This window comes from Bacillus infantis (assembly GCF_020171945.1).
Lineage (GTDB): Bacteria > Bacillota > Bacilli > Bacillales > Cytobacillaceae > Bacillus_AB > Bacillus_AB infantis_A.
Map to the genome: position 1 here is coordinate 753182 of NZ_JAIVAP010000001.1, position 25657 is coordinate 778838.

The following is a 25657-nucleotide window of genomic DNA, read 5'->3' on the forward strand; positions in this document are numbered from 1 at the left end:
TTCATTATTTTAATTTTTCAGTCTTTTCAGTCTGTGTTTTAGGTAAGTCAGCCTTCCCCTTAAAAAGGGAAGGTCTGATCTTCACTCAGATTCTTGATAAATGCTGTGACAAGGTCTTTGGTTGCAATCAGATCGCCGATATCGGCAACCTCAACAGGTGAATGTGCATAGCGGGATGGAATGGAAAGGACGCCGGTCGGAATCCCTTTATTGGCATAATTGACTGCTCCTCCATCTGTTCCGATGCCCGGAAATACTTCAAGCTGGTACGGAATCTTGTTTTCTTCAGCCAGCCTTACCAGCAGGTCTTTCACCGTCTTATGTACAATCAGGCTGAAATCCATGACTTTAATGCCAGTTCCCCTTCCAAGTCCGAGGCTCCCATCCATTGTTTCCTCCGGCGTATCGCTGACTGCAGTTGTATCGACGGCAATAGCTGCGTCAGCCTGCAGATGCTCGGAAGCTGTCTTTGCCCCCCTTAGCCCGACTTCCTCCTGGACAGCAAAAAGGAAAATAAGCTCTCCGGCAAAGGAACCATCCTTGATCTCTTCCAGAGATTCCAGCAATACTGCGCAGCCTGCCCTGTCATCCAGTGCCTTGGAGCGGACACGCTGCTTCTTTTCGGGCCCGAATACCTGGAATTCCGTTCCCCAGGTCACCGGCGTGCCGATGCCGACTCCCATTTCGGCCGCTTCTTCAATCGATGAAGCACCGATATCAATATACATTTGCGTATGCTTCCGTACCTTTCCCGGGTCGTCAAATTTCGCATAATGTGCAGAAATCGTGCCGATCACACCGCTGACTTCCCCTTTGCTTCCCATCACCCGGACAGGCTGGGCCAGCATGATGCGGTCATCATTTCCCCCAAGCTTCTCGAAACGGAGAAGGCCGTTTTGTTCAATTTTTTTGACGATGAAGCCGACTTCATCAATATGGGCTGTCAGCAGAATTGCCGGGCCCGGCTTAGCCCCTTTTTTCCTGGCAATCACATTGCCGATCGGATCAATGGTGACAGAATCTGTTTTATCCTCGAGGTATTCTTTTAAAAAATAGGACACTGAATGCTCGTACCCGCATGGACCGGATAAGGACGTTAACTTTTTTAATATCTCCAGCATAATATCTCTCCTAATCTATTTGGCTTTTAAATGAATTCAAAGGTATTTTTAAACACTTCAAGCTGGACAATGCTGTTTACTTCTGTGATATCCTCCAGGCCGTTCAGCCTTAGCAGCAGATCAGTGATCTCATCCTGGCTCGGCACCGCAATTTGGACAAGAAGCGAATATTGTCCGGAGGTCAGGGTAACATACCTGATTTCCCGGAAGGTTTTCAGTTCATCAATTACTTTATGTATGCTCTGCGGCCTGACTTTCAGCTGTATGATTGCGCCTGCCTTTAAGCCAAGGGCGATTGGGTTTACAACTCCGACCACTTCAAGGATATGATTGTCTATCAGATTCTTGTAGCGCAGCCTGACTGTTTTTTCAGTCACATTCATCTTGCCGGCAATCTCCGTAAACGACATTCTTCCGTCTTTGGAGAGCAGCTTGATAATACCCCTGTCCAGTTCATCAATTTCGTATTTCATAAATTACCTCCTTTCGGTATGAGTTTTAAATATAAGTAACAAAAACGGGAATGCTGATTCAAAACAGGTACTGTTTACAATATTTAAAAAATATTTTATTATCGAAAAAAGGAATTAAGAGTAATTATAGAAAAAGAATTTTCAGAAATCAACATTTTTTATTAAAAAAGGAGCGAAAAAATCATGTTAGCGATTACAAACGCGAAAATTTTCGATGGTACAGGGAAAAAATATGAGAATGCCAATCTTCTTATTCAGGATGGGAAAATTCGAAGAATAGGAGAAAATCTTGAAATCGGTGAAGAATATACAGTCATCGACGCAGCAGGCAAAATTGTCACGCCTGGTTTGATTGACGTACATACTCATCTGGGTGTGCATGAAGAGGGTGTAGGAAAAGAAGGACAGGATTTTAATGAAACAAGTGCAGCTGCCACTGCCCAGGTGAGGGCCATCGACGGAATCAATCCGATGGAGAAAGGTTTTGAGGATGCAAGGCGCTTTGGGATAACGACTGTCCAGGTAATGCCTGGAAGCGCCAATGTCATCGGCGGAGAGATGATTGTCCTGAAAACAGCCGGGCAGATCATTGATGATATGGTCATCAGGAACCCTTCCGGCCTGAAAGCGGCAACTGGAGAAAATCCGAAAAGATTCCATGGCGGGAAAGGCATCATGCCGACTACCCGGATGGGGGTGGCCGCGATTCTCCGCGAAAAATTCATTGAAGCACAAAGCTACATTGAAAACCGCAAAGCCGGAAAAGCAGACCGCAAGCTCGAACTTGAGAACATTGCTAAGGTGCTGAAAAAAGAAATCCCACTTCGCGTCCACGCGCACCGGGCCGATGACATTATTACGATCTTAAGGCTTAAAAGGGAGTTCGGCTTTGACCTGACCATCGAGCATTGTACAGAAGGCCATCTGATTGCCCCATTCATTGCCAGGCATGAAGTCCGGGTTTCTGTCGGTCCGACTATGTCTTCCCGATCCAAAGTTGAGCTTGCAGACAAAGGCTGGCATACACTTCCTGCCCTTGCAAAAGAGGGGATAGCTTTTTCCCTTACTACTGACCACCCTGTCGTCGGAATCGAGCACCTGATGACCAGTGCGATTCTGGCTGTCAAAAACGGCCTGAGTGAAGAGCAGGCACTAGAAGCGATTACGATAAATGCGGCAAGGCATCTCGGAGTCGAAGACCGTGTCGGATCGCTCGAACCTGGCAAGGACGCCGACTTTGTCATCTGGAGCGGGGATCCATTTGATTTGCGCTCCTCCGTGGAGGAAACTTATATCAATGGGGAAAGAGTCTGAACCAGGCGGTTAGTCTTCTTTGCCGGCAGTTTTGCTGTAAGATGATCAGCCGGCTGACTGTTCAGAAAGGATATCTTCCGATTCAGAAATCTCTCCGGGGAATTGGCGCGGCGTTATTAAAGGCCAACTCCCCTGCTATTTTAAGCCGATGAATAGAAAACATCGGCTTTTTTAGCTGGTCTAAAACGTCTAACTCCAAACGAATCTGCCTCCAAGGGGATTCATCTGCCTCGTGGAAGAGCCTGCTGTTTCTATTGCCGGCAGACGCCCAAATAGCCGCCATACACAGCAATCAGCTGTTATGGCGGCTATCCTGGCTTCTGTAAAATGCCTTTTTAAACACTAGACGGCTACTGACTTTTTATTTGCTTTCTTTTCTCTGAGCCTTTTAATATCAAGGCGGATCAATAATGAAACGGCAAGCGCAACGGCGAAGAGTCCTGTGAAAACATAGAGGCTCTGAGAATAGCTCCCTGTCGTTTCCCTTACCCATGAAGCAAACATCGGTCCGGCCAGGCCGGCAGCAGCCCATGCTGTTAAAATATATCCGTGGATGGCGCCAAGCTGTTTTGTCCCAAACAGATCCCCGATGTAAGCCGGTATGGAGGCAAAGCCTCCGCCATAGCATGTGTAGATGATGGCAAGGATGATCTGAAACAGCAGCGGATTATCGACCATGGTGACAAGCGGAAAAGCAATGATCTGGATCAGAAAAAAGAGCGTATAGGTATTGGGCCTGCCGATATAGTCAGAGACCGATGCCCACCCGATCCTTCCGAATCCATTAAACGCGCCAAGCACACCGACAAGAGCAGCTGCCGCGGCGGCAGTAAGGCCGATGCTTTCCTGCGCGAGAGGAGATGCTGCAGAGATAATGGCTATGCCGCAGGTGACATTGATGAAAAGCATGATCCAAAGAAAGTAGAATCTTTTCGTTTTCACTGCCTCATTGGCTGTGAGCTGCGATAAATCTTCCCTTCCCTTTCCTTTTCCATCCCCTTTTCCTTCAAAGCCTTTCGGCACCCAGCCTTCCTTGGGAGGTGCCAGATAGAGAGAGGCAGCGATCATAATGATAAAGTAAGAGATTCCAAGGATATAGAAGGTACTCGCAATCCCCACAGAATTGATGAGGCTCTGCATGATCGGGCTGCTGATAAGGGCAGCAAATCCGAATCCCATGATGGCAAGCCCTGTCGCAAGTCCCCTGCGGTCAGGGAACCACTTTACAAGAGTTGAAACAGGAGCGATATAGCCGACACCAAGCCCTATGCCTCCAAGCACTCCATAAAAGATGTATAATAGCATTAATGATTCCATCTGGATGGCAAGCCCTGATCCTGTTATTCCTGCTCCAAAAAAAACGGCAGCCAATATTCCCGCTTTGCGCGGCCCGTATTTTTCAACAAAATGGCCCAGGAATGCAGCTGAAAGGCCCAGGAATAAAATAGCCAGGCTGAACGTAAAGCTGACCTCTGTCAAGTCCCAGCCAAATTCGCTGACAATCGGCTTTGTGAACACACTCCAGGCATATACCGACCCAATCGATATATGGATTCCCACTGCCGAGGCCGCAATCAGCCACCTGTTTTTGGTTTTTTCCATCACTCCATCTCCCTCCTTAAATTAGAAAACCCTTTCATGAATAAGCATTGCTATATTCCCTTAAAAGCTTCCCGCCAAACAGAATAGTCAAAATATTTAGATGGATTTTTTAGAATGGGCAAGGCAGTGCCCTTTGTTTTGCACTGGATAAACAGTATTGAATTGCCACGGTTTAAATTCTTGCTTTCTTTCTTATATATGCTAATATTTGTGGTAATTCAAGAGAACGGGTGAAAATGATGAATATAAGCAAAGAAAGAAAAATTGTTCAATTCCAGGATGGAAAGCTTACAGAGGGTGCAGACCTGATAGCAGAGGAATTCCCTCTCACCATCTTTATCAATGGAGAAGAATTCGCCACTATGGTTTGTTCCCCGGACGGACTGGAAGAGCTGGCGGTCGGATTCCTTGCTTCCGAAGGAGTCATTCGCAGCAGCTCAGAGCTGACCAGCCTCCAGGTAGACAGCAGCAAGGGCTTCGCTTATGCCGAGGTTAGCAGGTACACTCCAGCCTTAAAGCCGGCCCATTCCAAAAGATTCATCGGCTCCTGCTGCGGAAAAAGCCGCCAGTTTTATCTCCTTAGTGATGTGAAGACGGCCAAAACCTCCACTTCAACCGCATCTTTGACAGCCCAGGAATGTCTGTCAGCGATGAAGCAGCTGCAGGAGGCGAGCGTTGACTTCCGGCAGACCGGCGGTGTCCACAATGCTGCTTTATTCCACGGTGACAGGATGATAATCAGCCGTACAGATATTGGCAGGCATAATGCTTTAGATAAAATCCTGGGATACTGTATAATAAATAAGATACCTGTACGGGATAAAGCGATTGCGTTCAGCGGAAGGATTTCTTCGGAAGTGCTTCTCAAGGCCGCCAAAATCGGGGTCGGCATCTTATTGTCCAAGTCCGCCCCAACCGGCCTTGCGATTGATCTTGCGGAAGATTTGAACATAACTGCCGCAGGGTTTATCAGGGGAAATTCCTTTAACGTATACTCCTGCCCGGAACGGATTACAGAAATTTAAAGGAGGCCATCCCATGCTCAAAGATAAACTGGACAGAAATCTGCGGGATCTGCGCATCTCCGTTACCGATAAATGCAATTTGCGCTGCACATACTGCATGCCGGCGGAAATTTTCGGCCCCGGTTATGCCTTCATGCCGAAGGACCAGCTCCTTTCGTTTGAGGAAATAGAGAAGCTTGCGTCCGTTTTTGCGAAGGCATTTGGAATCCAAAAATTCAGGCTCACCGGGGGTGAGCCTTTAATGCGAAAAGATCTTCCCCGGCTCGTTGAGAAATTGTCCAGCATTCCCGGGGTTGATGATATAGCCATGACAACTAATGGAATACTGCTTCCCCGCTATGCAAAAGAACTGAAATCCGCAGGGCTTCGCAGGGTTTCCATAAGCCTCGATTCTCTGGATGATGACCTGTTCGGAAAAATTAACGGCCGCGGCATCAAGGTTAATCAAGTGCTGAAAGGCATTGATGCAGCAGCTGATGCCGGCCTAAAAGTAAAAATCAACATGGTTGTCCAGAAAGGCGTCAATGATAAGCATGTCATCCCAATGGCCAAATTTTTTAAAGAAAAAGGACATGCCCTTAGATTCATTGAATTTATGGATGTCGGCAACACAAATCAATGGAATATGGACACAGTTTATACAAAGAAGGACATCCTCAGCGATATAGCCGAAGTCCTTCCCTTCCAGCCTGCCCCGCCAAATTATCCGGGGGAAGTTGCAAAAAGATTTGTATATGAAGGCTCAGAAGCTGAATTTGGAATCATCTCTTCTGTCACTGACGCTTTTTGCTCATCATGCAACAGAGCCCGTCTTTCTGCTGAAGGCAAACTGTATACATGCCTGTTTTCTTCTGCAGGGCATAACCTCAAAGAGCCGCTCCGGGCGGGTAAAACCGACGATGAGCTCCAGCGCATCATCACTGGTATTTGGAATGCCAGGGATGACCGGTATTCTGAAACAAGGGATGAGCTGAAAACCAGCCAAACTCCAAGGAAGAAAGTTGAAATGTCCCATATTGGAGGCTGAATCCGGTCTCTTATACGTACAGGAGGATGCATAATGGCAGAACACCGCTTTGAACTAAAAGCCCACTGGCCCGGATTGCGCAATGATGCCGGGACGCTCGAGACAAAAGGGCTGTCGACCAGCATTTCCATCCCCCCGGAAATGGACGGGCCCGGCATAGGGACAAACCCCGATGAAATGCTCCTCGGCGCGGCCGCAACGTGCTATATTATTACACTGGCTGCGATGATGGAGAGAAGCAGGCTTGAAAAAGAGGACTTAACGATACAATCTACAGGGATTGTCGATGTCACTAATGGGGTCATAACTTATAAGGAAATCATTCACCGTCCCCATATTATTTTGAAACCAGACGCGTCAGATCGTGACCTTCAGCTTGCCGAACGGCTTGCCCAAAAAGCTGAGGGATCCTGTATGATTTCAAGGGCTGTAAAAGGAAATGTGGAAATTTCACTTCATACAGATATAAAAAGAGCTGACTGAAGATAAAAAAATGCCCGGGAAACTGAACTGCACCACTCTTGTGGCAGCTCAGGTATCCCGGGCATTTTTGAACATGAATAGTGCCTTATTTTTTACTTCAACTAGCTTAGCTGCTTTTTGAGGGCGAACTTTCTGATAGCTGCCGCCACTCCATCCTCAGTGTTGGCTGCGGTCACTGCGTCGGCTGCTTCCTTTACTGTCTCCTGGGCATTGCCCATCGCTACACCCCAGCCGCAATCCCTGATCATTGAAATATCATTCAGGCTGTCCCCGACAGCCATCACCTGATCCATGGTTAAGCCAAGAAGTTCGCAGACCCTCTTGATGCCATTAGCCTTATTGACTCCAAGTGCATTGACTTCAATATTGGTCAGAGCGCTGTTCGTTATTTCCAGCTCTCCCCGTTCTGACAATGTCTGCAGAACCGTTTCCCTTGCCGCATCATCCTCAATGTTAAAACCGAACTTCAGCCATTCGTTTGACAGCATATCCTCCGGCATTTCATCACGGTACACCTTCTCGCTGTTAACCGCCCAGAAGCCGGCTTTATGCTCTTTTGACAAATCCCACATCCAGCTGATCAGCTCCGGAGATACCGGATTCCTTTCCACAAGGCTCCCGTCCGGTCCCCATATTTCCCCTCCGTTGATTGTCACCAGATAGGAGTCAAGCTCCAGGGAATCTGCGTGATCCCTGCAGGTAAGCCTTGTCCTGCCAGTACTTAACACCACTTTAATGCCTGCTTCAATGGCTTCCTTTACAGCTTTGCGGTTTGCATCCGATACGTCGCCTTTTTCATTCAATAATGTTCCGTCCATATCCAATGCAATCAGTTTAATCTCTGGACTTTCTTCTCTGTTTTGCAACGCGGCTCAGTCCTCTCTCGAATTATGTCTATATTATTATAATAAAAAAATGGCATGTCTATCCAATGATAGACTTCCCTGCTCTTTTTTATCCTATATATATTCTTCACCGGGAAGAAGCTCTGTCAGCCAATCTTAGCATAAACTTTACAAATGCTCTCCGGGCCAGAATGTTCCGCCAAGCTTCAGGACCTTTAGCTGTTCCTTGGGCAAGGTGAGCCTGTCCCATTCTTTTTCAAGCCTCTCCAATGCTTCAGGTCCTGTATCATCTGCAAGACGGTACGCACCATAATGCATGGGAATGAACATCTTTCCTTTCAGCTCAAGAAAGGCTTTTACTGCATCCTCAGGATTGATATGAGAAACAGACATGAACCATTCCGGCTCATATGCGCCGATCGGCATCAGGACAATATCAAGCTTGTGCTTTTCCGCAATGTCCTTGAATCCCCTGAAATAGCCGGTATCCCCTGCAAAATATACAGACTGTTCTCCTTCAGGATGTTCTATGATCCAGCCTCCCCAGTGGGAAGTATTGGTGTCATTCAGGCCACGCCTTGTCCAATGCTGGGCGGGGACAAAGGTAAGCTTGAGAGCACCCGCTTCAAAGCTGTCCCACCAGTCTGCCTCTTGGATATTCTTATAGCCGCGCTTAGTAAAAGCCTTCTTCAAGCCTGCCGGTACATAGAAAGCCGGATTCCCTGCAAGCTTTCTGATAGTAGGGAAATCAAGGTGATCATAGTGGCCATGAGATATCAGGACCACATCAATGGGAGGCAGAGAAGCGATAGGAAGGCCAGGCTCAGTCAGCCTCCTTTGCACCCCCATCCTCAAAGCCCATACAGGGTCAGTGATCATATTCAATCCACCCATCTGTAAAAGAAAGGTTGAATGTCCTATCCAAGTCACTGACATGGACTCCCGGTTTTTCTTAAGCTTTTCCGTTTCCTTCTTTTCAGCTTGAGCTATCTGCACATTTAAATCTTTCTTATTCCTCCGCCTCTCCCGCGACCAGCGCAGCATATCCCTGAACCCATGTTCATTTTTTACACCATCATAATTTTCATATCTGGAGCCTTTCATCCCATTACCTTCCTTAACCGCCTAATATGGCTTTGATTCTTATATTTTACTAGGGCAGCTGGGAAGCGGCAAAAGATTGCACTTTTCTGTAAAAAAAAGACCGGGCATTTCACCCGGTCCAACTACTTCAAAGGCTTCGACTTAACATTCTCCCGTAGAAAATCGATGGCACTCCTGGTTTCATCCAGGTAGGCAACGCTTTCATCATACTGCCGGGAAGCGGCACACATGAAAAGGATATCGATAACATGGAGCTGTGCGATCCTCGAGGAAGTTGCACCGCTCCTGAATGTTGGCTCTTTTGTGGAAGATGTGAACAGCCTGATGCCAGCTTGATCTGAAACGAGGGAGCTTCCGTACTTTGTAAGGGAAATTGTTACAGCGCCCCGCTTGTTGGCAAGCTCAAGTATTTTGGCGACCTCAAACGTTTTGCCTGAGAAAGAAATCCCAAACACCACATCATCCGGCTTAACATTCGCAACCAGTGTGGCAGTCATATGGATATCAGCAAAGGCTGTAGCATGCTTATTGATGCGGAGAAATTTCTGCTGGGCGTCCTGCGCGATGATGCTGGAGGCACCTACCCCGAAGAAATGTACAGTCTCAGCCTTCTGGATAGCTTCGACAGCCTTAGAAAGCTCCTCTGTGCTCAACAGGTCGGCAGTTTCCCTGATTGTCTGAATGCTGTTGCTCGACATTTTCTCAATGATTGAATGCTGTGATTCATTCGGCTCAATATCCCGGAAGCCGGGGTGGTCGGTTTTCTGCAGATCTCCGGCAATCCTTAGCTTCAATTCCTGGTAGCCTTTCAGCCCAAGCGATTTGCAGAGCCTGATTACGGCAGCACTGCTTGTGGAGCTCCGCTTGCCCAGCTCACTGGCTGTCAATGCGATCGCTTCCTTTGGATATTCAAGGATGAAGGATGCAATTTTTTTCTCTGAAGGAGGCAGCTTTCCCAGCATTTCGGAAAGCATTACAAGCCCGCCATTGATAAAAGACATGGAATACCTCACTTGCGTTAAATTTATTATTTATATTATAACGCCTTTTCCCTGTTCTATCATTTTTGAGCAATGCAGAAGATGTAAAATGTGCTTTGCTGCTTCATTGCCTGCAAAAACCCGCCATGTTATGATAGACAAAAAGAAATGTTGGAGTGCTTAAAATGTATATTGTCCATTCTACCTTTACCGTTCCGGCCGAAAAGGCCTCAGAGGTAATAGAAATCTACCATAACCGATCCCGGAAAGTCGATCAGTCCGAAGGGTTCAAAAAATTTCTTCTGCTCCAGAACAGCAAACGTCCGGGAGATATCACCGTCCATATGGAATGGGATACGAAGGAAAGCTATTTAAATTGGGTCAAAAGCGCCCAATTTAAGGAAATCCATGACCTTGAAAAGAAATACCCCGACCAGGAGCTTGCCGCAGTCATTCCAAAGGTAACCCAATTCGAGGTTGTTGGAGACTAGCATCTCATACTATCAGACTTTTAAATTGCCGGGACCCCTCTCCAGTTTTTGGAGCGGGGTCCCTTTCTGCACGGCATTAATTTCAAAATCATCGGAAGGCACTTCCAGCCAGACAATCCGCAGATCGCGGCCATAGCGGTCAGTCTCTGATACATCTTTTTGCAGCCATACTTTTTTGCCCTTTAGGCTCTGAAAAGTATACCTGCTGGCTTCTTTTCCGTACGCCTCCACCTTTGTGGTCGACTCAGGAGTGTACCCTGATCCTCCGGCCGTCAGCTAATACCACGGTATCCCCATCAACCGCTATCTTAACAATTGCTTCTTCGAATCCAAGCTTGGCAGCTGTCTTTTCCCCGTTTGCCCGATTGTTTTCTTCTGCAGTATGCGAACGCTGCCCGCTGTCCTGTTCAGCCTGCTGCTGTACATCGGACTTTTGGTTACCGGATTCCGGTGCACCCATAGTTTAAGTACAGCCGCTTAGCATCAGCAGCTGGAACGCTGCATAAATAATATTTAAGAGCTTCATTGAATTTCACTGCCTTTTCATGTTGTAATCCCTTATGCCTGTATAACTTTCAAAGTCAGTCAAATCTGTAAATTGCAGTGTACAACTGTTATTTCCTGCGTATCCCAAAGCGGGCATTAATCTGCCCTTTTAGCATCTGCTCGCGAAGTTTCTCATCTTTGGCAATATTTTTTTTCAGATAATCGCTCCTGATTTCATCTGTTCTGACCCCTTCTTCTCTTTTGTTGGCAATATCAATAAGCTGTTCAACATCTGAAAAGGAATACTTCCTGCTCCCCTTTTCAGTTCTTTCGGGAAAAATGAGGCTTTTTTCTTCATAATATCTGATCTGCCTCTCACTCAGTCCTGTCAGCTCACTGACCACGCCAATTGAAATGACTTTTCTGTTCTTGTACGAAGGTTCGTCTTTCATACACTCACCCCGATGCCTTTATCTTTCTTCCATTATATAAGCAGAAACAGATTTTTACAGAGTTATGTAAGAAAATCTAACATTAATTAACCCTTTTATGAAAAAATCAGGAAGATTTTCTTACAAAGCACATGAAAATTCTCCTGCTTTTTTCTACACTATAAAAAACTAAAGAAAGGATGAGGACCGGTGCCATTTCTTCGCGAGGCAGTTGAGAAAAAGAAGAAGTATTTCATTCAGTTGCTCGTAAAAGGCGGTTTGCTCGATTCTTATGTAAAATCACTGACACTGACAGAACTTGAGGGAGAGTATAAAAAATTGCAGAGAGAAAGGGATTCCAATAAAAACTGACTCGGAGGGGAAATTGGTGGAAAGAGAAGCAGCAGAACTTGTGAAGAAGATCATTGAGCTTGACTTGCTCCGTGATGAAATTTGGGAAGTGCTCGCAGAACTTGCGGGAGACCGAGCCCACGAATTGCTCAGAATGGCCCAGAATAGCTGAGAAGGCATGGAACATGAATAAGCGCTGCTCTTAAGAAAGGGTTATACACCTAAGCAGAAACATGTACCGAAGTGGTATAGGAGTGGTATAGGTGCCTGTCACCCTATAAAAAAAGCCCGCGGCAGCGGGCTTTTTTTACAATGGAAGCAGTTCGATGGTTTCTTTTTTCTTCAGCCCGTCAACCATTGCGAGCCATTCGGCAGGCTTGTTGGAAAGGACGCTGTAGTAGGTTTCAAGGAAATCTGCCGCAAGGGAAGCAGGTATTTCCTGCGCTTCTTCATTTGCGGGTATGAAGCACAGATCAAGACCTTTGACTGCTTCACCGTCATTCTTCCAGGATGGGTGGACATATTCAAAATTCAGGCGTCTGTAGCCTAGATGTGAAAGCACTTCCCGGCGGACAAACGGATTCATCGCCTTCACCCCGCCAAACTCATGGCTGCCGGCCTGATAAGGGTCATAAATCTCTGCAAACATTCCATAAAGCTCTTTGCCGTTTTCCCTGGCAAGCCTTTCAAGGTCTTTCTGCCTGTTAACTGCAAGGAAGCGCCCGATGCTCAAGCCCGGCTTGCCGATGATGGTAAAATCGGTCATGGCGATATTCCAGTCAGGATAATAGCGGTATTCTGTTGCGCCTGCCGCTTCGCCGTCCTCTAGGGCAATAAACACCCTGATGCCGGGATCCTCAAGCGGTTCTTTCCACAATTCATATTCCAGCACCTCTTCCGGAGGGAAAACGTCCTTCATTAAATCATGCATCTTTACAAATAATGGATCCTCAATGCTTGTAATGCGGATATACTCCATCTGGCACACTCCAAAAATAGTTTATTAATTTTCCTGTTTAAAAGGATTTCTCCATTCCATCAGGCAGGCATAATCCAGGGATTCCTCATCCTCCAGGTATCCGGCCGCTACAGCAAGCGGGACCCTGCCGCATCCCAGCAGAAATGAAAGGACCGGGTCCTTCAGTTCTCCAGCTGTAACCTTCCGGACATATTCTTCAGGGCTCATGATCGCTGCATGCTTATGATAGCCCGGCATGCGCCCTCCCCCAAGCAGCCGCTCCAGCCCAAGGCCGATGACCGTATGATACATAGACTGCATCAGAATCTTTCCCAGGCCCAGTTTGCGGTATTTTGGCCGGATGCTGATATCCACAATATATAAAGTATTTCCATTCGGGTCATGATTGCGGATATACCCTCCGTCTGTCACTTCTTCCCAAGTGTGGGAAGGTGAAGAAGGGTCGAACTGGACGAGCAGCCCTGTCATTGAGCCGGCAAGCTCCCCATCAACCTCTATGCATAGCGCACCTTCCGGAAAAAGCGAAATATGGTTTTCCAGCTGCTCCCTGTTCCACCAGAGTTCTTCTGGAAAAGGCGGCGGAAAGCATTCCGCCTGGATGCTGATCAGCTCTGGAAAATCTTTTCTTAGATAATTCCTGACTGCCGCCTGCAGCACCATTTCACCATCCCGAACATAGAAACGGCTGTCGTATCCCATCTTCTCAGCCTTCTATCCCGGTATTTTCCCAGTCTGTATACAGGTCATTGCGCCTGTCGCGCCAGGTCGTCACTGAACCTCTTTCCCTCACTTCATACAGCAGGCTAAGATCAAGGTCAGCAGTTACGAGCATATCATTATTAAGCTCTCCTTCGGCCATGATGCCCTTTGGCGGAAACGGAATATCATTTGGCGTCAGGACTGCGGCCTGCCCGAAGTTGGCACGCATGAAGTCAACTGTTGGAAGAGATCCGACAGTGCCGGTCACAACCACATATACCTGGTTTTCAATCGCCCTTGCATGGCTGGTATAGCGAACGCGGTGGAAGCCGTGGCGGTCATCTGTGCAGGAAGGACAGAAAATCACATCCGCACCTTTCGCTTTTGCCATCCTGACGATCTCGGGAAACTCAATATCGTAGCAGGTAAGGACTGCAATGCGTCCCTTATCTGTGTCAAATACACTTAGGCCGTCTCCCTGGGACATATTCCATTCATGCACCTCTGTCGGCGTGATATGGAGCTTTGCCTGCTCCCCTATCCTGCCGTCCGGATAGAACAGGTGGGCCACATTGTACAATTTTCCATTTCGGCTGACAACATGGGTGCCTCCGATGATATGCATCCCTGTTTCAATTGCAAAACGGGAAAACAGCTCCCTGTACTGGTCTGTAAACCCTGGGAGTTCATTTATGGTCAGTCTTGTTCCCTGCTCACTCCCGATTGACAGAAGCTGCGTTGTGAAAAACTCTGGAAACAGGACGAACTCTGATCCATATTCCTGTGCTGTTTTTATATAATGTTCACACTGGTCAGCAAAGTCCTGGAATGAACGAATAGTATGCAGGTGGTATTGCACTGCAGAAACTCTTAATTTCATAAAAAAAACCCCCTAAAAATTGATGGGCCAGCCTATCATGCACTATCTTTTTGATTATGGAATATTTTTTGCTTTTTAACAAGTACTCACTTTCAAGTAAGATGGTTACTTCCCTGTAACTATCCTCTTCAGCATACGATGGCAACTGGACTGCTGCAAAAAACAAACTGGTTTGATTTTGTTAAAACTTCTGAGTCTATCATCCCGGAAGGATTTTTCCTGATATAATAAAATATACCTAATTTTAGTTACATTAGCTGGAGGAGGAGCATCTTGGTCTCGCTTGAAAACTTACAATATTTTTATGCTCTGCTCGGAATTATTTTTTCCATCATTAATTGTTCTCTTTTACTTCGTTCAGTCAGGAGGTCATCTGATCCAAAGGGAAAGACATCAGATCATCTTCTGAGAGATGCTTCTATCATTGGCATTACCTTTTTCCTGACGAATCTGTTTGTTGTCCTTGCTTTGAATGCCCAAGTCAATGCAATTGATTTTGTCATTTATTTTCTATATTTCCTTTTCAGCTGCATCGGAGGCAGCTTCCTGGCCATTAAGATGGGCATTAAGAAGCAGCTGGGGACGGGTCTGTATCTGCTCACCGGCTTTATGATTACCGTCATCATACTGCTCGCTGACTATTCGGCCGTTTTTATTTTATTTAACCATAATTTAAATTTGAATCTGCCGCTCGTTTTAATGACCGGCCTGATCACTCTTGGGATATCCTTTTCATCCCTCCGCTTCCTCCTGCAGCTGAGCAAGGAGCCTGAAAACAGCAATAGCAGGCGGTGGGAGGTGATCGGAAGTCTGGCCGCAGGTCTGGCCCTGTCAGGAATCCCATACCTGACTGCCATTTCGGCTGTTGGCATCCAGAGCGCCTATTTTAATGAGCTGTTCCTGTTCCCATATGCAGTAGAGATCCTGGCAATGACTACCCTTGCCATCGTACCGGACCTGTTCGGGGAATACCGCAATACCGTCAACCAAACGAGGCTTGAGACAAGCGAGCAGCATTTCAGCTCGCTGTTTGATTCCAATCCCGATTCAGTATTCTCCATCAATCTGGACGGCCGCTTTATATCAGTTAATAAAATGGCGGAAAAGCTGACCGGCTATACAGAAGCGGAGCTGCTCCAGATGACTTTCATTCCATTGATTGAGGAGAAGGATATTCCCAAGACACTGGATTATTTTTTGAAAGCTAAGGAGGGAATACCTTCTGAGTTTGAGGTCACTATGCAGCGGAAAGATGGAATTTCCGCCATTGCAAGGATCATTGCAGTTCCTATCATTGTGCAAAAAGAAGTCATGGGGGTATATGGAATTGCTAAGGATATTACGGAATTTATACAAAACCAGGAAAAAATCCGGCATCTTGTCAATCATGATGAATTGACAGGCCACTATAATTCCAGGAAGTTCATTTATGAAGCAGATAAGATCATTGCAGAAGGCAGTCCTGTCTCTATACTCAGCATTGAAATCGGCCGGATCAAGAGTATCAGGGAGGTTTTTGGGATAAAAGAGGGCGACGGGCTTCTAAGAGAGGCCTCTTCAAGGCTGAAGTATGCCTTTGGCGGGAGCGCCCTGTTCGGCAGGCTGAATGGCGATGAATTCGCTCTCCTGATCAGGAATGATCTGGACCTCGACAAAGCAGCACGGCAAATTGGAAAAGCCTTAGCCGAACCCTTCACTGTGGATGATCATGAAATCTTCCTTGAGTGCTCGATTGGCGCTGCCATTTTTCCGGATCATGGCAAAGAAGCATCCGAATTGCTGCGGAATGCCGAAAATGCCAAAAGGACTGTAAGCAAAAATGATCATGCTTTTTTTGCGATCTATGAAAGAAAACAGAACCAGCACAGCCTAGAAAAGATCATCATCGAGAACGAGCTGAAAAAAGCTATCGAAAATGATGAGCTGTTGCTTTACTACCAGCCGAAATATAATATATCAAAAGAATGCCTTACCGGATTTGAAGCGCTGGTACGCTGGAAGCATCCGGAAAAGGGCATTCTCCCTCCAGGTGTTTTCATACCGGTTGCCGAGCAGTCAGGACTGATTGCGGCGCTTGAACTCTGGGTGCTGAAAGAAGCCTGCTTTCAGCTGAAGCGATGGAACAGCACAGAACTCGGGGGGCTCCCCGTTTCTATCAATCTCTCACAAAAATCTTTTTCGAACCCTGGATTGGTTAAAAGCATCACCCGCTGTACTGAGCAGGCAGGCATTGACCCTTCCCTCCTTGAAATCGAGATCACTGAGAGCCTTACCATGTTCAACGAGAAGGAAACGATTGAAAAGCTCCATTTCCTTAAAGAATATGGAATGAAGATCAGCCTTGATGATTTTGGGACCGGCTACAGCTCTTTAAGCTATATTGATAAACTCCCCATAGATACGATTAAAATCGACAAGTCTTTCATAGACAGGCTTGGCGATAATGGAAACGGGCATGCTATGGTGTCCGCAATCATTTCCATGTCATCCTTTTTAAAGCTCCATATCATTGCTGAGGGTGTAGAAACGAAAGAGCAGGCCGATACGCTGGCGTGGATGGATTGCCATGAAATCCAGGGCTATTATTTCAGCCCGCCAAAGCCTGCTGCAGAAATCGAAAGAGAGTATGGCAGACAAAAGGCACAGATATTATAGACAACGAAAAAGAAGCAGCCGCTATGCACCGGCTGCTTCTTTTTTATGGTGATATGACTACTGCTGATACTGGACCTGATGAAGGCCTGCGAAAATGCCGCCTTTCGCAAGCAGTTCATCATGCCCTCCCTGCTCAGCGATCCCGTCTTCTGTCACAACAACGATCCGGTCTGCAGTGCGGATGGTTGCCAGACGGTGTGCAATCACGAGCGTCGTCCGATTTTGTGCAAGCTCTGAAAGGGCCTTTTGAATGATCATTTCCGTTTCGGTATCAAGGGCCGATGTGGCTTCGTCCAAAATCAGGATTGGCGGATTCTTCAGGAACATCCTTGCAATCGCAATCCTTTGCTTTTGCCCGCCGGACAATTTGAGTCCCCTTTCGCCGATCTGGGTTTCATACCCGTCAGGCAGGGAATGGATAAATCCTTCCAGGTGGGCACGCTTGGCGGCTGCACGGATCTGTTCCTCGGTTGCATCCAGCATGCCATAAGCGATATTTTCTTTTAAAGTCCCGGTGAAGAGGAATACATCCTGCTGTACGATCCCGATCTGCTTCCGCAATGATGATTGGGTCATATCCCGGATATCCATCCCGTCGATGGTGATCCTTCCCCCATTCACATCATAAAATCTCGGAATCAACGAGCAAATGGTTGTTTTTCCCGCTCCTGAAGGCCCTACAAAAGCCACTGTCTCCCCTGCTCTAATGGTTAAATCAATGTCTTTGAGCACCTGTTTGCTGTCATCATAGCTGAATGATACATTGTCCAATGCGATATTCCCCTTAAGGGAAGCCACTTCAATAGCGTCAGGAGCATCCTTTATTTCCGGTTCTGTATCCAGGAGTTCCATGAATCGTTTGAATCCTGCCATTCCTTTTGGATAAAGCTCCATCAGTGCACTGATTTTATCAATCGGCTTGAATAGGACATTCACATACAGAACGAATCCGACAAGCTCGCCGTAGGACAGCTGATTTTGATAGCTTAGCCATGCCCCGAGAACAAGGACGATCAGCACCATCATCCTTGTCATCATATAAATGCCTGATGAGCTGTAGGACATGATTTTATATGCCGCAAGCTTTGCTTTCCGGAACTTCCGGTTATTGACCGAGAAGCGGGAGATCTCAAAGTCTTCATTGGTGAATGACTGGACAACGCGTACTCCAGACACACTGTCCTCTACCCTGGCATTGACATCTGCTATATCGCTGTACATCTGCTTCCATGCTTTGTTCATCCTGATATTGCAGAAGGTGATCAGCCATACGAGGAAAGGAACAATCAGGATGGTTACCAGAGCAAGCTTCACATTGATGGTCAGCATGATCCAGAAGGCCCCGACAAAGGTCATGACCGCAATGAACAGATCCTCCGGCCCGTGATGGGCAAGCTCGCCGATATCAAATAAGTCATTGGTTATCCGGCTCATAATATGCCCTGTTTTGGTATTGTCAAAAAAGCGGAAAGACTGCCTTTGGACATGTGTGAACAGCTGATGGCGCATATCTGTTTCAATGTTGATGCCCAGCTTATGGCCCCAGTAGTTGACGATATACTGCAGAAAAGTGCTCGCTATATATAAAGCCAGCAGACCTGCGCTGACTGATACAATCATCGACCAGTTGCCGCTTGGCAGGAGCTTATCGATAAACCATTGTACAGCAAGGGGGAAGGCGAGCTCCAGTAGGGCGACTATGACAGCCGAACTGAAATCGAGCGTAAATAGTTTTTTATGAGGTACATAATATGAAAAAAAGCGCTTTAGCATCTTTCTCTTTCTCCTTTTCGTGGTGCATCTTCACATACAGCTGCGGAGCAGGCTCTGCCCGCGCCGCAGCATTGCGGAATCTGTTATGACCGCATGAATTTCAAAGAAAACTCTTCCCCGCTTATCTTCCTGAACAGCTCCCCGAATTTCAGGCTGCCGGACGGCCTGATAACCTCATCCAGAAGAAAGCTTCCAAAAGCTTCAGGTTTCTCGAGCAGGCCTGCTCCATGCTTCTTCTCGAAAACCTGCTTGAGCATTTCGCATGTCACATCACCCATAAAGTAATTGTGAAGATAAATCGGATGGGTTGTATAATGGATCGTGAAAGCCCACGGAGGCTCCTCCCCGAACGGTTCCTCCTGCAGCACTTCTTTGTGATTTCTCCAATAAAGCTGGTAAACATCTTCCAGCGAAGAAGCTTCATTAAGGTAAAAGCTGTGGTCAAAAAAGATCCGGCTGATGGCGCGCAGCGAGTTTGTCCTCCGGTACTCCTTCAGCTTGGAAAATTGCTCTGACGCACCTTCAGAGCCGCTGAAAAAGCTCCCGGAAAACTGCGGGCTGTAAAGAAATCCCTGAAACAAGTTCGCGATCCCTTCACTGATGATCCCGCTCACGCCTGTATTCAGAATCAATTCCTCCGGATCCAGCAGGAAGGAATGGACAGCATGGCCTGTTTCATGGAGGAGCACACCATACTCATGGAATTTATTTTTCACATTGGCCAGTATCCGAGAATCCTTAGCCGTTTCAATCGGGAAGTTATAGCCCCATTCCGATTTGTTTTTTCTCGGAAAAATGTCATACGTAATATTATAGCCGCTAATATCAAAGCCGAATAGAGAAAATAGCTTATTGATATTTCCAAAATAATTGGACATATCCACTTCTTGGTTCAGCAGAGGGGCAATCTTTGCATCGATATACTGCTCATCCCAAGGCATGATTCTATCTTCATGAAGGAACTGCTCTGCAAATCCGCCTCTCGCCTTGTCCATGGCAGGCAGGGCCTGATGGAGCTCAGGGAGCCAATTACTGAAGAGATTATTGTCTAATTCATTCATTTCCAGCTGATGCGCTATGTAATTGGCTGATCCATATTCTTTGGCATATGATTTCCTGAGATTGATGAGATCGAGGAAGCCTGCATCAACCATAGGCTGATTGATCTGATTTTTGGCAAAGAACGCTTCCCTTCTCCTGTTCCTGTCATCGTCCCGGCTCATTATCTGGCCGAGCTCAACAGAGGAAACCTCCTTGCCCTGAAATGTATATCGATACTGGTTCAAGAGCTTGGACAGGTCATTGACTTTCCCCTGGATCTCCTCGTCCAGCTCATTCAGCTCCTGTGACAAATGGTAAGGTTTGAATAAATTGAAAACCAGCTGAAGTTTTCTTTTGTTCAGAGGGTCCTCCTCTTTTCCCAATGCTTCCCTCACCAATTCATAGCTTTTCTCATTCTTCAGCAGGCTGGTTATTTTCTGGTACTGGCCTTTTAGGCCGAAATCATAACCGGCGGTATATTGTGTCCATAGGAGGCGCCCGTACTGCGTCTGTGCTTCATGCACGTCCCTGTATATCCCTTCAATCTTATCCATATGCTGTCCCAAGCTGATTCCCCCAATTATTTTATTTCTATAATCGAAATACATTGACTCTATTATATTAAAAGAATATTCTGCCAGCAAGAAGGATTTTGCTGCCTGGGACTTTTATTATGCCTTTTCATAGTAAAAAGCGGCGTCGTTCAACGCCGCTTCTCATCATATAACAAACCATACCCTTTTAATCCTGCCGGCTTCCGCCTCATACATGGCAACTGCTTCTGTTTCTTCTCCGCTCGCCCTGCCCTTCACCTTTTCATGGTCGATGCAGATGCTGCCTTTTATCATTCTCGACAAAAGGACGGCCTTCTGGCGGGGATTGCCATCAAACAATCTTTTATATACTTTGCGCATTTCATCTTTTCCCGCATAAAGCAGTTCCTGGGAAGGAAAGCTGCGGATTTCAACATCTTCACTGTACACTTCAAGGAATTCCTCAAGATTCTGGCGATTATAGGCATCAAGCTGCCTTTCTGCTAATTGCTCCACTATAGCCATCCTTATTCCCCTATTCTTTTCAGTTTTCAGAAGCTGAGAAGGAAAGTCCCTTTTTCTTCATCAGATATTTCAGGGCTGCCTGGAAATCAGAAAAAGTTTCTGCCTGAAGATTGATGCCAGTCAGGACAATCTCGCGGATCAGAACCGGAGAAAGTCCGACAAAATAAGGTTCAACTCCCATGAGGCGCACCGACTTTGTCAGCTGATCTATTTCAATGCCCAGCTCTGACAGGCCCATCTGCTCGATCCGGTCGATTGTAATATCTGTGAAATCGATAATAGCAGTTTCCACTTCATTCTTTTGTATATACTGCATGATCTTCTCCCGGATTTTCTCAAACCTTTCAGCAACCAGCAATCCTGTTATCGGGACAAGGATAGTACTGGGAATGATGGACGGAATGACCGGTGCCGACATCAGCGAGATCACTTCTTCATATTCCTTTATCTTTTCTTCAAGCATTCTTATGTATTCTTTCGTCATTGTTACTCTTCACCAATCCTCTGTTTATTTATAGTGCGCTTTTATTGGCTGTTTAAAGGCGATATCAGCTCAGCCAGCTCATTCTTGGGTGAATTCACAAGCGTTGATACCGGGTAGGCCTCCATTTCCTCCGAAGGATAAGGCGCAAGCAGTTCTTTAAGCTTCCCAAGGTCAGTTTCGCTTTGATTCAGCCATGTATCATAATCACTGCTTTTCAGGATAACAGGCATCCGGTCATGAACTTTTTCTGTCACGCTGTTAGGTCCGGTTGTAATGATCGTGCAGGAGAAAATGGGTGCATCAGGCCCTTCCCATCTTTCCCACAGCCCGGCAAAGGCAAATGGCTTGCCCTCCTTCAGAATGAAACGGTAAGGCTGCTTTCCTTCCGCCGTTTTCTTCCATTCATAAAATCCATCAGCCAGGATCAGGCAGCGCCTTTGTCTGAATGCATTCCTGAAGCTCGGTTTGCCTTCGATCCCTTCTGACCGGGCATTGATCATTTTATAGCCGATTTTCGGATCTTTTGCCCAGAAGGGAATAAGCCCCCACCTCAATTCAGCAGCTTTCCTCCCGCCTTTTCCGGAAGCTACTGCCAGTACATTTTGACTTGGGGCAATATTGTATCTTGGTGCTGTTTCTTCCCCGAAGGAAAAATTAAATTGTGACTGAAGCTCATGTATCCCTTCTGTTAATGTAAATCTGCCGCACAAAAAGACCATCCCGCTTTCTGTCTGGATTCCCCCTGCCCAGATAACCCTCTCAAGGACAAGCAAAAGCAGCGGAGGAAGAGCCCCCGCTGAAAAGGAAGGTGTTAATGGGTACTAGTGGTTAGTGGTTAGTGTATCATATGCTCGTATACTTTGTCCGTATAGACAGGTTGTCTGGTTTATAAGCACATTTTTGAACGGTCTAAATAAGGAATGGCTTCCTTATTACTATTTAACCAAATAAAATGATCTTTAGCATCATATTTTGGCTTATGTAAACCCCCTTAAGGAATATTATTTTCCTTAAGGCGGTTTAACTAAGCTTTATGCATCTTGGGTATCGTATTATGGATATAGTATGGAGCCGGTACAAGGAATGGCTTCGGACCGTATGGAACAGGCTCAGCCACATACCTGAAGTTGGATCGTCCATCCATGCTCGGGCCTTTTGCCCATCTTCCTTTTTTGCTTGCCTCACCGCGGGAGAGATTATAAAAATCATAGGCAACTGCCTGCTTTTCAAGCTCGCGCGGAAATGTTGTCGGCACCACGATATCGCCTTCACGCTGCTCTAATTCCGAGATAGCCGCAATCCATTGATTCTGGTGGGCAGTATCCCTTGCTATCAGGAAAGAGAGCATGTCTTTAACACCAGGATCATCTGCGATTTCATATAGGCGGACCACCTGCAGCCTGCCCTGTGACTCCGCATTTAGATTCGCCCTGAAATCTGCCAGAAGATTTCCGCTGGAAATAATGTATTTTGCATTCCAAGGATAGCCGACACTGTCTGCTGCCATGGCACCCAAGCCGCTGACAATCGCATGCTGAGGGTTCATTCCGCCCATTATGGCTGCGAGAGCCGGATTGCTAGCATAAGCTGCTTCCTGCTCCTTAACTGGTGCGTTATCCAGCAAACGGGCAATCATGGTTGCGAGCATTTCTACATGGGCTATTTCCTCTGTACCGATATCCAGGCAGAGATCCCTGTACTTGGCATCCGCCCTGCTGTTGAAGCCCTGGAACAAATATTGCATCATGACTGAAATTTCCCCAAACTGCCCTCCCAAGACTTCCTGAAGCTTCTTCGCATACACAGGATCCGGACATGAAGGTTTTGCTTCGTACTGCAGTTCTTTTATATGATAGAACATACCTATTCCTCCTTTTATTTCCACCCATATATATTTATGGCATCAATAAGCAATATTGCACGTACAATATAAATTACGTGGTGAAAAAAGAAAAACCCCATTCCGGGGTCAATTCTTTACACTATATAATTTTCCTTTCACCGAGAAGGAAATCCGGCCGGTTTCCTCAGAAACAACAATGACCAGTGCATCTGTCTGTGCCGACAGCCCCATGGCAGCACGGTGCCTCGTTCCGATCTTCTTGCCTTGAAGCTCCGTATCCGCCACCGGAAGGATATTGCCTGCTGAAATGATCTTATCCTTTTCAATCAGCATCCCGCCGTCATGAAGAGGGTTGCCTGGATAGAAAATCGTTTCAATCAAGGTAGGGCTTACATTAGCCGTAACCGGGATGCCATTATGAAGGAATGCAGACAGCGATTCTTCCCGCTGTACGACGATGAGGGCACCGTGCCTTTTCTCTGATAGCCTTTGGGCAGCAAGCGAAATGCCTGCATACTCTTTGCTGAACGGAGAGAGGAAGGTCTGGAGATAATAGGTTGAAGCCAGGTTCTGCGCATCAGATACGAGCTTTTGCAGTTTTTCAAACTCTGTCAATATACAGCAGTCAAGCTCTTTCATCGTAGTCTCTACCGTTTCCAGCTGTCCTTCTATATCGCGGAAATAGCGGGCCAGGTCACTCCTATAATGCTTTTCGCTATATTTCACGCTATCCATCCTTTTAACAGTTATTTGTTAATGAACATATTTCCCCTGCTTGGGCACCACAAACGTCTCATGCCCTTTAATCAGCTTTTCCAGGCCTTCCGTGAGCTCTTGGCCGTAAAATGGCTGCCCATGTCCCGTTAAAGCCGCTTTTGGATTAAGGGCAGCCAGCTTGCGGATCGATTGCCCCGCAGTGTCCCAATCAGGCGTAAAATAGGCCGGCGGCCCATGTATCTCCTTAGACTGGCTCATCACAGCCATCAGTGATTCCTGTTTGACTGTGATAAAGGCATCGCCTGCAAGCAGAACACCGTCATCATCCCTGAAAAAAGATACATGCCCAGGGGTATGGCCCGGGGTATGGATCCACCTCCATCCCGGAAGACCGGGCAGGGTAGCATCCTCAGGGAGTTCCTTTGCGTTCTCTCCTATATTGATAGGCCTCCGGGGATACAAAGGCGATATCAGGGCCATCAATCCTCTCCCTACAGCAGGGTCTGCCGGCGGATAGGTTTCTTTCCCTGTCAGATAAGGAAGCTCAGCTCTGTGTGCATAAACAGGAACATCCCATTTAGAAAGTATCGCCTTCAGCCCGCCTATATGGTCAAAATGTGCATGTGTCATCATGACGGCAAGAGGCCTGGATTCCCTCCCGAACATCTTCTCAGCAAACCTGATGATAAATCCGCCGGATAAAGGTATGCCTGCATCGATAAGAATCCAGTCTTTCCCTTTGGGCCCCACCCCGGTTATAAAAGCAATATTCGCAATCGCCGTTCTATATACGTAGACATTTTCTGCAATGCTGTGCCTCTCGACATATGTTTTTTGCTGTTCCATTTCGTCCCTCCTGATAATGAGTTATTCTTACTATCCCCGTTTTTTTATTTTTCTTCGATAGAAAGGTTTAACAAGCAGCCGGATGTGGTTTATATATAAATATTCTTTCTAGAGGTGAACCCCATGTTCAATATACTCGCAAGACAATTTGAAAATCCCAAGGGTATGCTTGGCAAGCTGGCAGGCAAAATTATGTACAGTGAAAACCGGACCATTAACAGCTGGACGGTCAAGAAGCTTGACATTAAAAATAAGGACCGGATCCTGGAAGTCGGATACGGCCCTGGTTATTGCATAAAATATATTATGAACCGATGCCGCTGTGTCTATATGGATGGAGCTGACCTTTCAAAAGACATGGCAGCAGCCGCGGAAAAAAGGAATAAGGAATGGATAGATGAAGGCAGGGTAAGGCTGTTTACAGGCGATATACACAGCATTGCATCAAACCTGGACACATATCATAAGATCATTTCAATAAACAATTATCCCCTCTGGACGAAACCAAGAGAAACCCTGGGCATGCTTTATGAAAAGACGGAAGCCGGAGGAGAAATTGCCATAACTGTGCAGCCGCGTGAGAAATATGCTGACAGCCTTATTACAAAGAATCTGGCAAAAATCATTGAAGCAGATCTTGCCTCTGCAGGATATGAAGAAATACAGTCATCTTTTAAGGATGTGCAGCCGGTACTGACTGTATGTGTGACTGCAAAAAAAGGCAGGCAATAAAAAACGGCTGAGGACAATAACCTTGGGTGCGCTTAAAACACTTCGAGGGATAATGGTTTGAAAAATAGCATATTGAAAAAAAGGAGCTCCTTCAGTGAGAGGCCACTGAAAAAGTCTCTAAATTAAAGAAAAGGCAGAAACGTTGAATTTTGAAAAGCGTTTCTGCCTTTTTTTTGTTTATAATTGAATCATTACTATAAGTGGGTGGTTTCTAATG

29 protein-coding genes are annotated in these 25657 nt (G+C 46.5%); 9 read left to right on the forward strand and 20 right to left on the reverse strand.

Annotated features, from left to right (window positions below; all coding sequences use genetic code 11):
* Window positions 1-59: 59 nt before the first annotated feature.
* Together LCM00_RS03990 and LCM00_RS03995 are read right to left on the reverse strand one after the other, a co-directional pair.
* A complete protein-coding gene (locus LCM00_RS03990) occupies window positions 60-1121 on the reverse strand; it encodes a M42 family metallopeptidase (RefSeq protein WP_224898057.1) in 1062 nt (353 codons plus the stop codon).
* A 26-nt stretch (window positions 1122-1147) separates the two neighbouring features.
* A complete protein-coding gene (locus tag LCM00_RS03995; RefSeq protein ID WP_009795615.1) occupies window positions 1148-1594 on the reverse strand; it encodes an Lrp/AsnC family transcriptional regulator in 447 nt (148 codons plus the stop codon).
* A gap of 183 nt (window positions 1595-1777) precedes the next feature.
* Between LCM00_RS03995 and LCM00_RS04000 the strand changes: the two genes are divergently transcribed.
* On the forward strand, window positions 1778-2908 hold the full coding sequence (locus tag LCM00_RS04000) for an amidohydrolase (RefSeq protein ID WP_224898058.1): 1131 nt from the start codon (window positions 1778-1780) through the stop codon (window positions 2906-2908).
* Window positions 2909-3250: 342 nt separating this feature from the next.
* Here LCM00_RS04000 and LCM00_RS04005 read toward each other — a convergent pair whose 3' ends face one another.
* Window positions 3251-4510 (reverse strand): L-lactate MFS transporter, encoded by a 1260-nt coding sequence (locus tag LCM00_RS04005; RefSeq protein ID WP_224898060.1) that lies wholly within the window; start codon window positions 4508-4510, stop codon window positions 3251-3253.
* A gap of 239 nt (window positions 4511-4749) precedes the next feature.
* On the opposite strand from LCM00_RS04005, the gene fdhD reads away from it, so the two are divergent.
* Genes fdhD through LCM00_RS04020 form a run of 3 tightly spaced genes read left to right on the forward strand, consistent with a single transcriptional unit; the run spans window position 4750 to window position 7045 of the window.
* Entirely contained in the window at window positions 4750-5535 is a 786-nt protein-coding gene (fdhD, locus tag LCM00_RS04010) for a formate dehydrogenase accessory sulfurtransferase FdhD (RefSeq protein ID WP_224898062.1), read from the forward strand.
* A gap of 13 nt (window positions 5536-5548) precedes the next feature.
* Window positions 5549-6562 (forward strand): GTP 3',8-cyclase MoaA, encoded by a 1014-nt coding sequence (gene moaA, locus LCM00_RS04015; RefSeq protein ID WP_224898064.1) that lies wholly within the window; start codon window positions 5549-5551, stop codon window positions 6560-6562.
* 33 nt (window positions 6563-6595) lie between these two features.
* Entirely contained in the window at window positions 6596-7045 is a 450-nt protein-coding gene (locus tag LCM00_RS04020; protein ID WP_224898066.1) for an OsmC family protein, read from the forward strand.
* A 101-nt stretch (window positions 7046-7146) separates the two neighbouring features.
* Here LCM00_RS04020 and LCM00_RS04025 read toward each other — a convergent pair whose 3' ends face one another.
* The 3 genes from LCM00_RS04025 to LCM00_RS04035 all read right to left on the reverse strand — a co-directional run bounded on the left by LCM00_RS04025 (window position 7147) and on the right by LCM00_RS04035 (window position 9995).
* Window positions 7147-7911 (reverse strand): Cof-type HAD-IIB family hydrolase, encoded by a 765-nt coding sequence (locus LCM00_RS04025; RefSeq protein WP_224898068.1) that lies wholly within the window; start codon window positions 7909-7911, stop codon window positions 7147-7149.
* 147 nt (window positions 7912-8058) lie between these two features.
* The gene (locus LCM00_RS04030; RefSeq protein WP_224898070.1) at window positions 8059-8994 is read right to left on the reverse strand and encodes an MBL fold metallo-hydrolase; all 936 of its coding nucleotides are present in this window, start codon (window positions 8992-8994) and stop codon (window positions 8059-8061) included.
* A gap of 122 nt (window positions 8995-9116) precedes the next feature.
* On the reverse strand, window positions 9117-9995 hold the full coding sequence (locus LCM00_RS04035) for a MurR/RpiR family transcriptional regulator (protein ID WP_224898072.1): 879 nt from the start codon (window positions 9993-9995) through the stop codon (window positions 9117-9119).
* Window positions 9996-10159: 164 nt separating this feature from the next.
* Between LCM00_RS04035 and LCM00_RS04040 the strand changes: the two genes are divergently transcribed.
* A complete protein-coding gene (locus LCM00_RS04040) occupies window positions 10160-10465 on the forward strand; it encodes an antibiotic biosynthesis monooxygenase family protein (RefSeq protein WP_224898169.1) in 306 nt (101 codons plus the stop codon).
* A 12-nt stretch (window positions 10466-10477) separates the two neighbouring features.
* On the opposite strand, the gene LCM00_RS04045 is transcribed toward LCM00_RS04040, so the two are convergent.
* From LCM00_RS04045 to LCM00_RS04055, 3 genes are all read right to left on the reverse strand, one after another.
* Window positions 10478-10696, reverse strand: coding sequence for a thermonuclease family protein (locus tag LCM00_RS04045; protein ID WP_318247590.1), 219 nt, complete (start codon window positions 10694-10696; stop codon window positions 10478-10480).
* 13 nt (window positions 10697-10709) lie between these two features.
* Window positions 10710-10925 carry a hypothetical protein gene (locus LCM00_RS04050; protein WP_224898074.1) on the reverse strand — a complete coding sequence of 72 codons (216 nt, stop codon included), beginning with the start codon at window positions 10923-10925 and terminating at the stop codon, window positions 10710-10712.
* A gap of 154 nt (window positions 10926-11079) precedes the next feature.
* Entirely contained in the window at window positions 11080-11403 is a 324-nt protein-coding gene (locus tag LCM00_RS04055) for a MerR family transcriptional regulator (RefSeq protein ID WP_224898076.1), read from the reverse strand.
* A gap of 189 nt (window positions 11404-11592) precedes the next feature.
* Between LCM00_RS04055 and LCM00_RS04060 the strand changes: the two genes are divergently transcribed.
* The gene (locus LCM00_RS04060) at window positions 11593-11754 is read left to right on the forward strand and encodes a Fur-regulated basic protein FbpA (RefSeq protein WP_224898078.1); all 162 of its coding nucleotides are present in this window, start codon (window positions 11593-11595) and stop codon (window positions 11752-11754) included.
* A gap of 16 nt (window positions 11755-11770) precedes the next feature.
* Window positions 11771-11905 carry a hypothetical protein gene (locus LCM00_RS24615; protein WP_263623273.1) on the forward strand — a complete coding sequence of 45 codons (135 nt, stop codon included), beginning with the start codon at window positions 11771-11773 and terminating at the stop codon, window positions 11903-11905.
* A gap of 135 nt (window positions 11906-12040) precedes the next feature.
* On the opposite strand, the gene LCM00_RS04065 is transcribed toward LCM00_RS24615, so the two are convergent.
* Genes LCM00_RS04065 through LCM00_RS04075 form a run of 3 tightly spaced genes read right to left on the reverse strand, consistent with a single transcriptional unit; the run spans window position 12041 to window position 14291 of the window.
* On the reverse strand, window positions 12041-12712 hold the full coding sequence (locus LCM00_RS04065) for a GNAT family N-acetyltransferase (RefSeq protein ID WP_224898080.1): 672 nt from the start codon (window positions 12710-12712) through the stop codon (window positions 12041-12043).
* 24 nt (window positions 12713-12736) lie between these two features.
* The gene (locus LCM00_RS04070; RefSeq protein WP_224898082.1) at window positions 12737-13411 is read right to left on the reverse strand and encodes a GNAT family N-acetyltransferase; all 675 of its coding nucleotides are present in this window, start codon (window positions 13409-13411) and stop codon (window positions 12737-12739) included.
* A gap of 4 nt (window positions 13412-13415) precedes the next feature.
* A complete protein-coding gene (locus LCM00_RS04075) occupies window positions 13416-14291 on the reverse strand; it encodes a carbon-nitrogen hydrolase family protein (RefSeq protein WP_224898084.1) in 876 nt (291 codons plus the stop codon).
* 273 nt (window positions 14292-14564) lie between these two features.
* Here LCM00_RS04075 and LCM00_RS04080 point away from each other — a divergent pair, with 273 nt between their 5' ends.
* Window positions 14565-16946 carry a putative bifunctional diguanylate cyclase/phosphodiesterase gene (locus LCM00_RS04080; RefSeq protein ID WP_224898086.1) on the forward strand — a complete coding sequence of 794 codons (2382 nt, stop codon included), beginning with the start codon at window positions 14565-14567 and terminating at the stop codon, window positions 16944-16946.
* A gap of 57 nt (window positions 16947-17003) precedes the next feature.
* On the opposite strand, the gene LCM00_RS04085 is transcribed toward LCM00_RS04080, so the two are convergent.
* The 8 genes from LCM00_RS04085 to LCM00_RS04120 form a co-directional block, all read right to left on the reverse strand.
* Window positions 17004-18719 (reverse strand): ABC transporter ATP-binding protein, encoded by a 1716-nt coding sequence (locus LCM00_RS04085; protein WP_224898088.1) that lies wholly within the window; start codon window positions 18717-18719, stop codon window positions 17004-17006.
* An 83-nt stretch (window positions 18720-18802) separates the two neighbouring features.
* Entirely contained in the window at window positions 18803-20314 is a 1512-nt protein-coding gene (locus tag LCM00_RS04090) for a gluzincin family metallopeptidase (RefSeq protein WP_224898091.1), read from the reverse strand.
* Between the two features lie 165 nt (window positions 20315-20479).
* A complete protein-coding gene (locus LCM00_RS04095; RefSeq protein WP_224898092.1) occupies window positions 20480-20818 on the reverse strand; it encodes a nuclear transport factor 2 family protein in 339 nt (112 codons plus the stop codon).
* 19 nt (window positions 20819-20837) lie between these two features.
* Window positions 20838-21302, reverse strand: a complete 465-nt coding sequence (locus tag LCM00_RS04100) for an STAS domain-containing protein (protein WP_224898095.1) — start codon at window positions 21300-21302, stop codon at window positions 20838-20840.
* 41 nt (window positions 21303-21343) lie between these two features.
* Window positions 21344-22012 (reverse strand): SOS response-associated peptidase, encoded by a 669-nt coding sequence (locus LCM00_RS04105; protein ID WP_224898173.1) that lies wholly within the window; start codon window positions 22010-22012, stop codon window positions 21344-21346.
* Between the two features lie 314 nt (window positions 22013-22326).
* Window positions 22327-23163, reverse strand: coding sequence for a manganese catalase family protein (locus LCM00_RS04110; RefSeq protein ID WP_224898097.1), 837 nt, complete (start codon window positions 23161-23163; stop codon window positions 22327-22329).
* Between the two features lie 108 nt (window positions 23164-23271).
* Window positions 23272-23880 carry a sporulation-specific diadenylate cyclase CdaS gene (gene cdaS, locus LCM00_RS04115; RefSeq protein ID WP_224898100.1) on the reverse strand — a complete coding sequence of 203 codons (609 nt, stop codon included), beginning with the start codon at window positions 23878-23880 and terminating at the stop codon, window positions 23272-23274.
* An 18-nt stretch (window positions 23881-23898) separates the two neighbouring features.
* Window positions 23899-24708, reverse strand: coding sequence for an MBL fold metallo-hydrolase (locus LCM00_RS04120; protein ID WP_224898102.1), 810 nt, complete (start codon window positions 24706-24708; stop codon window positions 23899-23901).
* Window positions 24709-24831: 123 nt separating this feature from the next.
* Between LCM00_RS04120 and LCM00_RS04125 the strand changes: the two genes are divergently transcribed.
* On the forward strand, window positions 24832-25440 hold the full coding sequence (locus LCM00_RS04125; protein ID WP_224898104.1) for a methyltransferase domain-containing protein: 609 nt from the start codon (window positions 24832-24834) through the stop codon (window positions 25438-25440).
* The last annotated feature ends 217 nt before the right edge of the window (window positions 25441-25657 follow it).

Excerpts from the sequence above, each read along its gene's own strand:
- LCM00_RS03990 (WP_224898057.1), bottom strand. The coding sequence starts at position 1,121 with ATGCTGGAGATATTAAAAAAGTTAACGTCCTTATCCGGTCCATGCGGG.
- LCM00_RS03995 (WP_009795615.1), bottom strand. The coding sequence starts at position 1,594 with ATGAAATACGAAATTGATGAACTGGACAGGGGTATTATCAAGCTGCTC.
- LCM00_RS04000 (WP_224898058.1), top strand. The coding sequence starts at position 1,778 with ATGTTAGCGATTACAAACGCGAAAATTTTCGATGGTACAGGGAAAAAA.
- LCM00_RS04005 (WP_224898060.1), bottom strand. The coding sequence starts at position 4,510 with ATGGAAAAAACCAAAAACAGGTGGCTGATTGCGGCCTCGGCAGTGGGA.
- fdhD (WP_224898062.1), top strand. The coding sequence starts at position 4,750 with ATGAATATAAGCAAAGAAAGAAAAATTGTTCAATTCCAGGATGGAAAG.
- moaA (WP_224898064.1), top strand. The coding sequence starts at position 5,549 with ATGCTCAAAGATAAACTGGACAGAAATCTGCGGGATCTGCGCATCTCC.
- LCM00_RS04020 (WP_224898066.1), top strand. The coding sequence starts at position 6,596 with ATGGCAGAACACCGCTTTGAACTAAAAGCCCACTGGCCCGGATTGCGC.
- LCM00_RS04030 (WP_224898070.1), bottom strand. The coding sequence starts at position 8,994 with ATGAAAGGCTCCAGATATGAAAATTATGATGGTGTAAAAAATGAACAT.
- LCM00_RS04035 (WP_224898072.1), bottom strand. The coding sequence starts at position 9,995 with ATGTCTTTTATCAATGGCGGGCTTGTAATGCTTTCCGAAATGCTGGGA.
- LCM00_RS04040 (WP_224898169.1), top strand. The coding sequence starts at position 10,160 with ATGTATATTGTCCATTCTACCTTTACCGTTCCGGCCGAAAAGGCCTCA.
- LCM00_RS04050 (WP_224898074.1), bottom strand. The coding sequence starts at position 10,925 with ATGGGTGCACCGGAATCCGGTAACCAAAAGTCCGATGTACAGCAGCAG.
- LCM00_RS04055 (WP_224898076.1), bottom strand. The coding sequence starts at position 11,403 with ATGAAAGACGAACCTTCGTACAAGAACAGAAAAGTCATTTCAATTGGC.
- LCM00_RS04065 (WP_224898080.1), bottom strand. The coding sequence starts at position 12,712 with ATGGAGTATATCCGCATTACAAGCATTGAGGATCCATTATTTGTAAAG.
- LCM00_RS04070 (WP_224898082.1), bottom strand. The coding sequence starts at position 13,411 with ATGGGATACGACAGCCGTTTCTATGTTCGGGATGGTGAAATGGTGCTG.
- LCM00_RS04075 (WP_224898084.1), bottom strand. The coding sequence starts at position 14,291 with ATGAAATTAAGAGTTTCTGCAGTGCAATACCACCTGCATACTATTCGT.
- LCM00_RS04085 (WP_224898088.1), bottom strand. The coding sequence starts at position 18,719 with ATGCTAAAGCGCTTTTTTTCATATTATGTACCTCATAAAAAACTATTT.
- LCM00_RS04090 (WP_224898091.1), bottom strand. The coding sequence starts at position 20,314 with ATGGATAAGATTGAAGGGATATACAGGGACGTGCATGAAGCACAGACG.
- LCM00_RS04095 (WP_224898092.1), bottom strand. The coding sequence starts at position 20,818 with ATGGCTATAGTGGAGCAATTAGCAGAAAGGCAGCTTGATGCCTATAAT.
- LCM00_RS04100 (WP_224898095.1), bottom strand. The coding sequence starts at position 21,302 with ATGACGAAAGAATACATAAGAATGCTTGAAGAAAAGATAAAGGAATAT.
- LCM00_RS04110 (WP_224898097.1), bottom strand. The coding sequence starts at position 23,163 with ATGTTCTATCATATAAAAGAACTGCAGTACGAAGCAAAACCTTCATGT.
- cdaS (WP_224898100.1), bottom strand. The coding sequence starts at position 23,880 with ATGGATAGCGTGAAATATAGCGAAAAGCATTATAGGAGTGACCTGGCC.
- LCM00_RS04120 (WP_224898102.1), bottom strand. The coding sequence starts at position 24,708 with ATGGAACAGCAAAAAACATATGTCGAGAGGCACAGCATTGCAGAAAAT.
- LCM00_RS04125 (WP_224898104.1), top strand. The coding sequence starts at position 24,832 with ATGTTCAATATACTCGCAAGACAATTTGAAAATCCCAAGGGTATGCTT.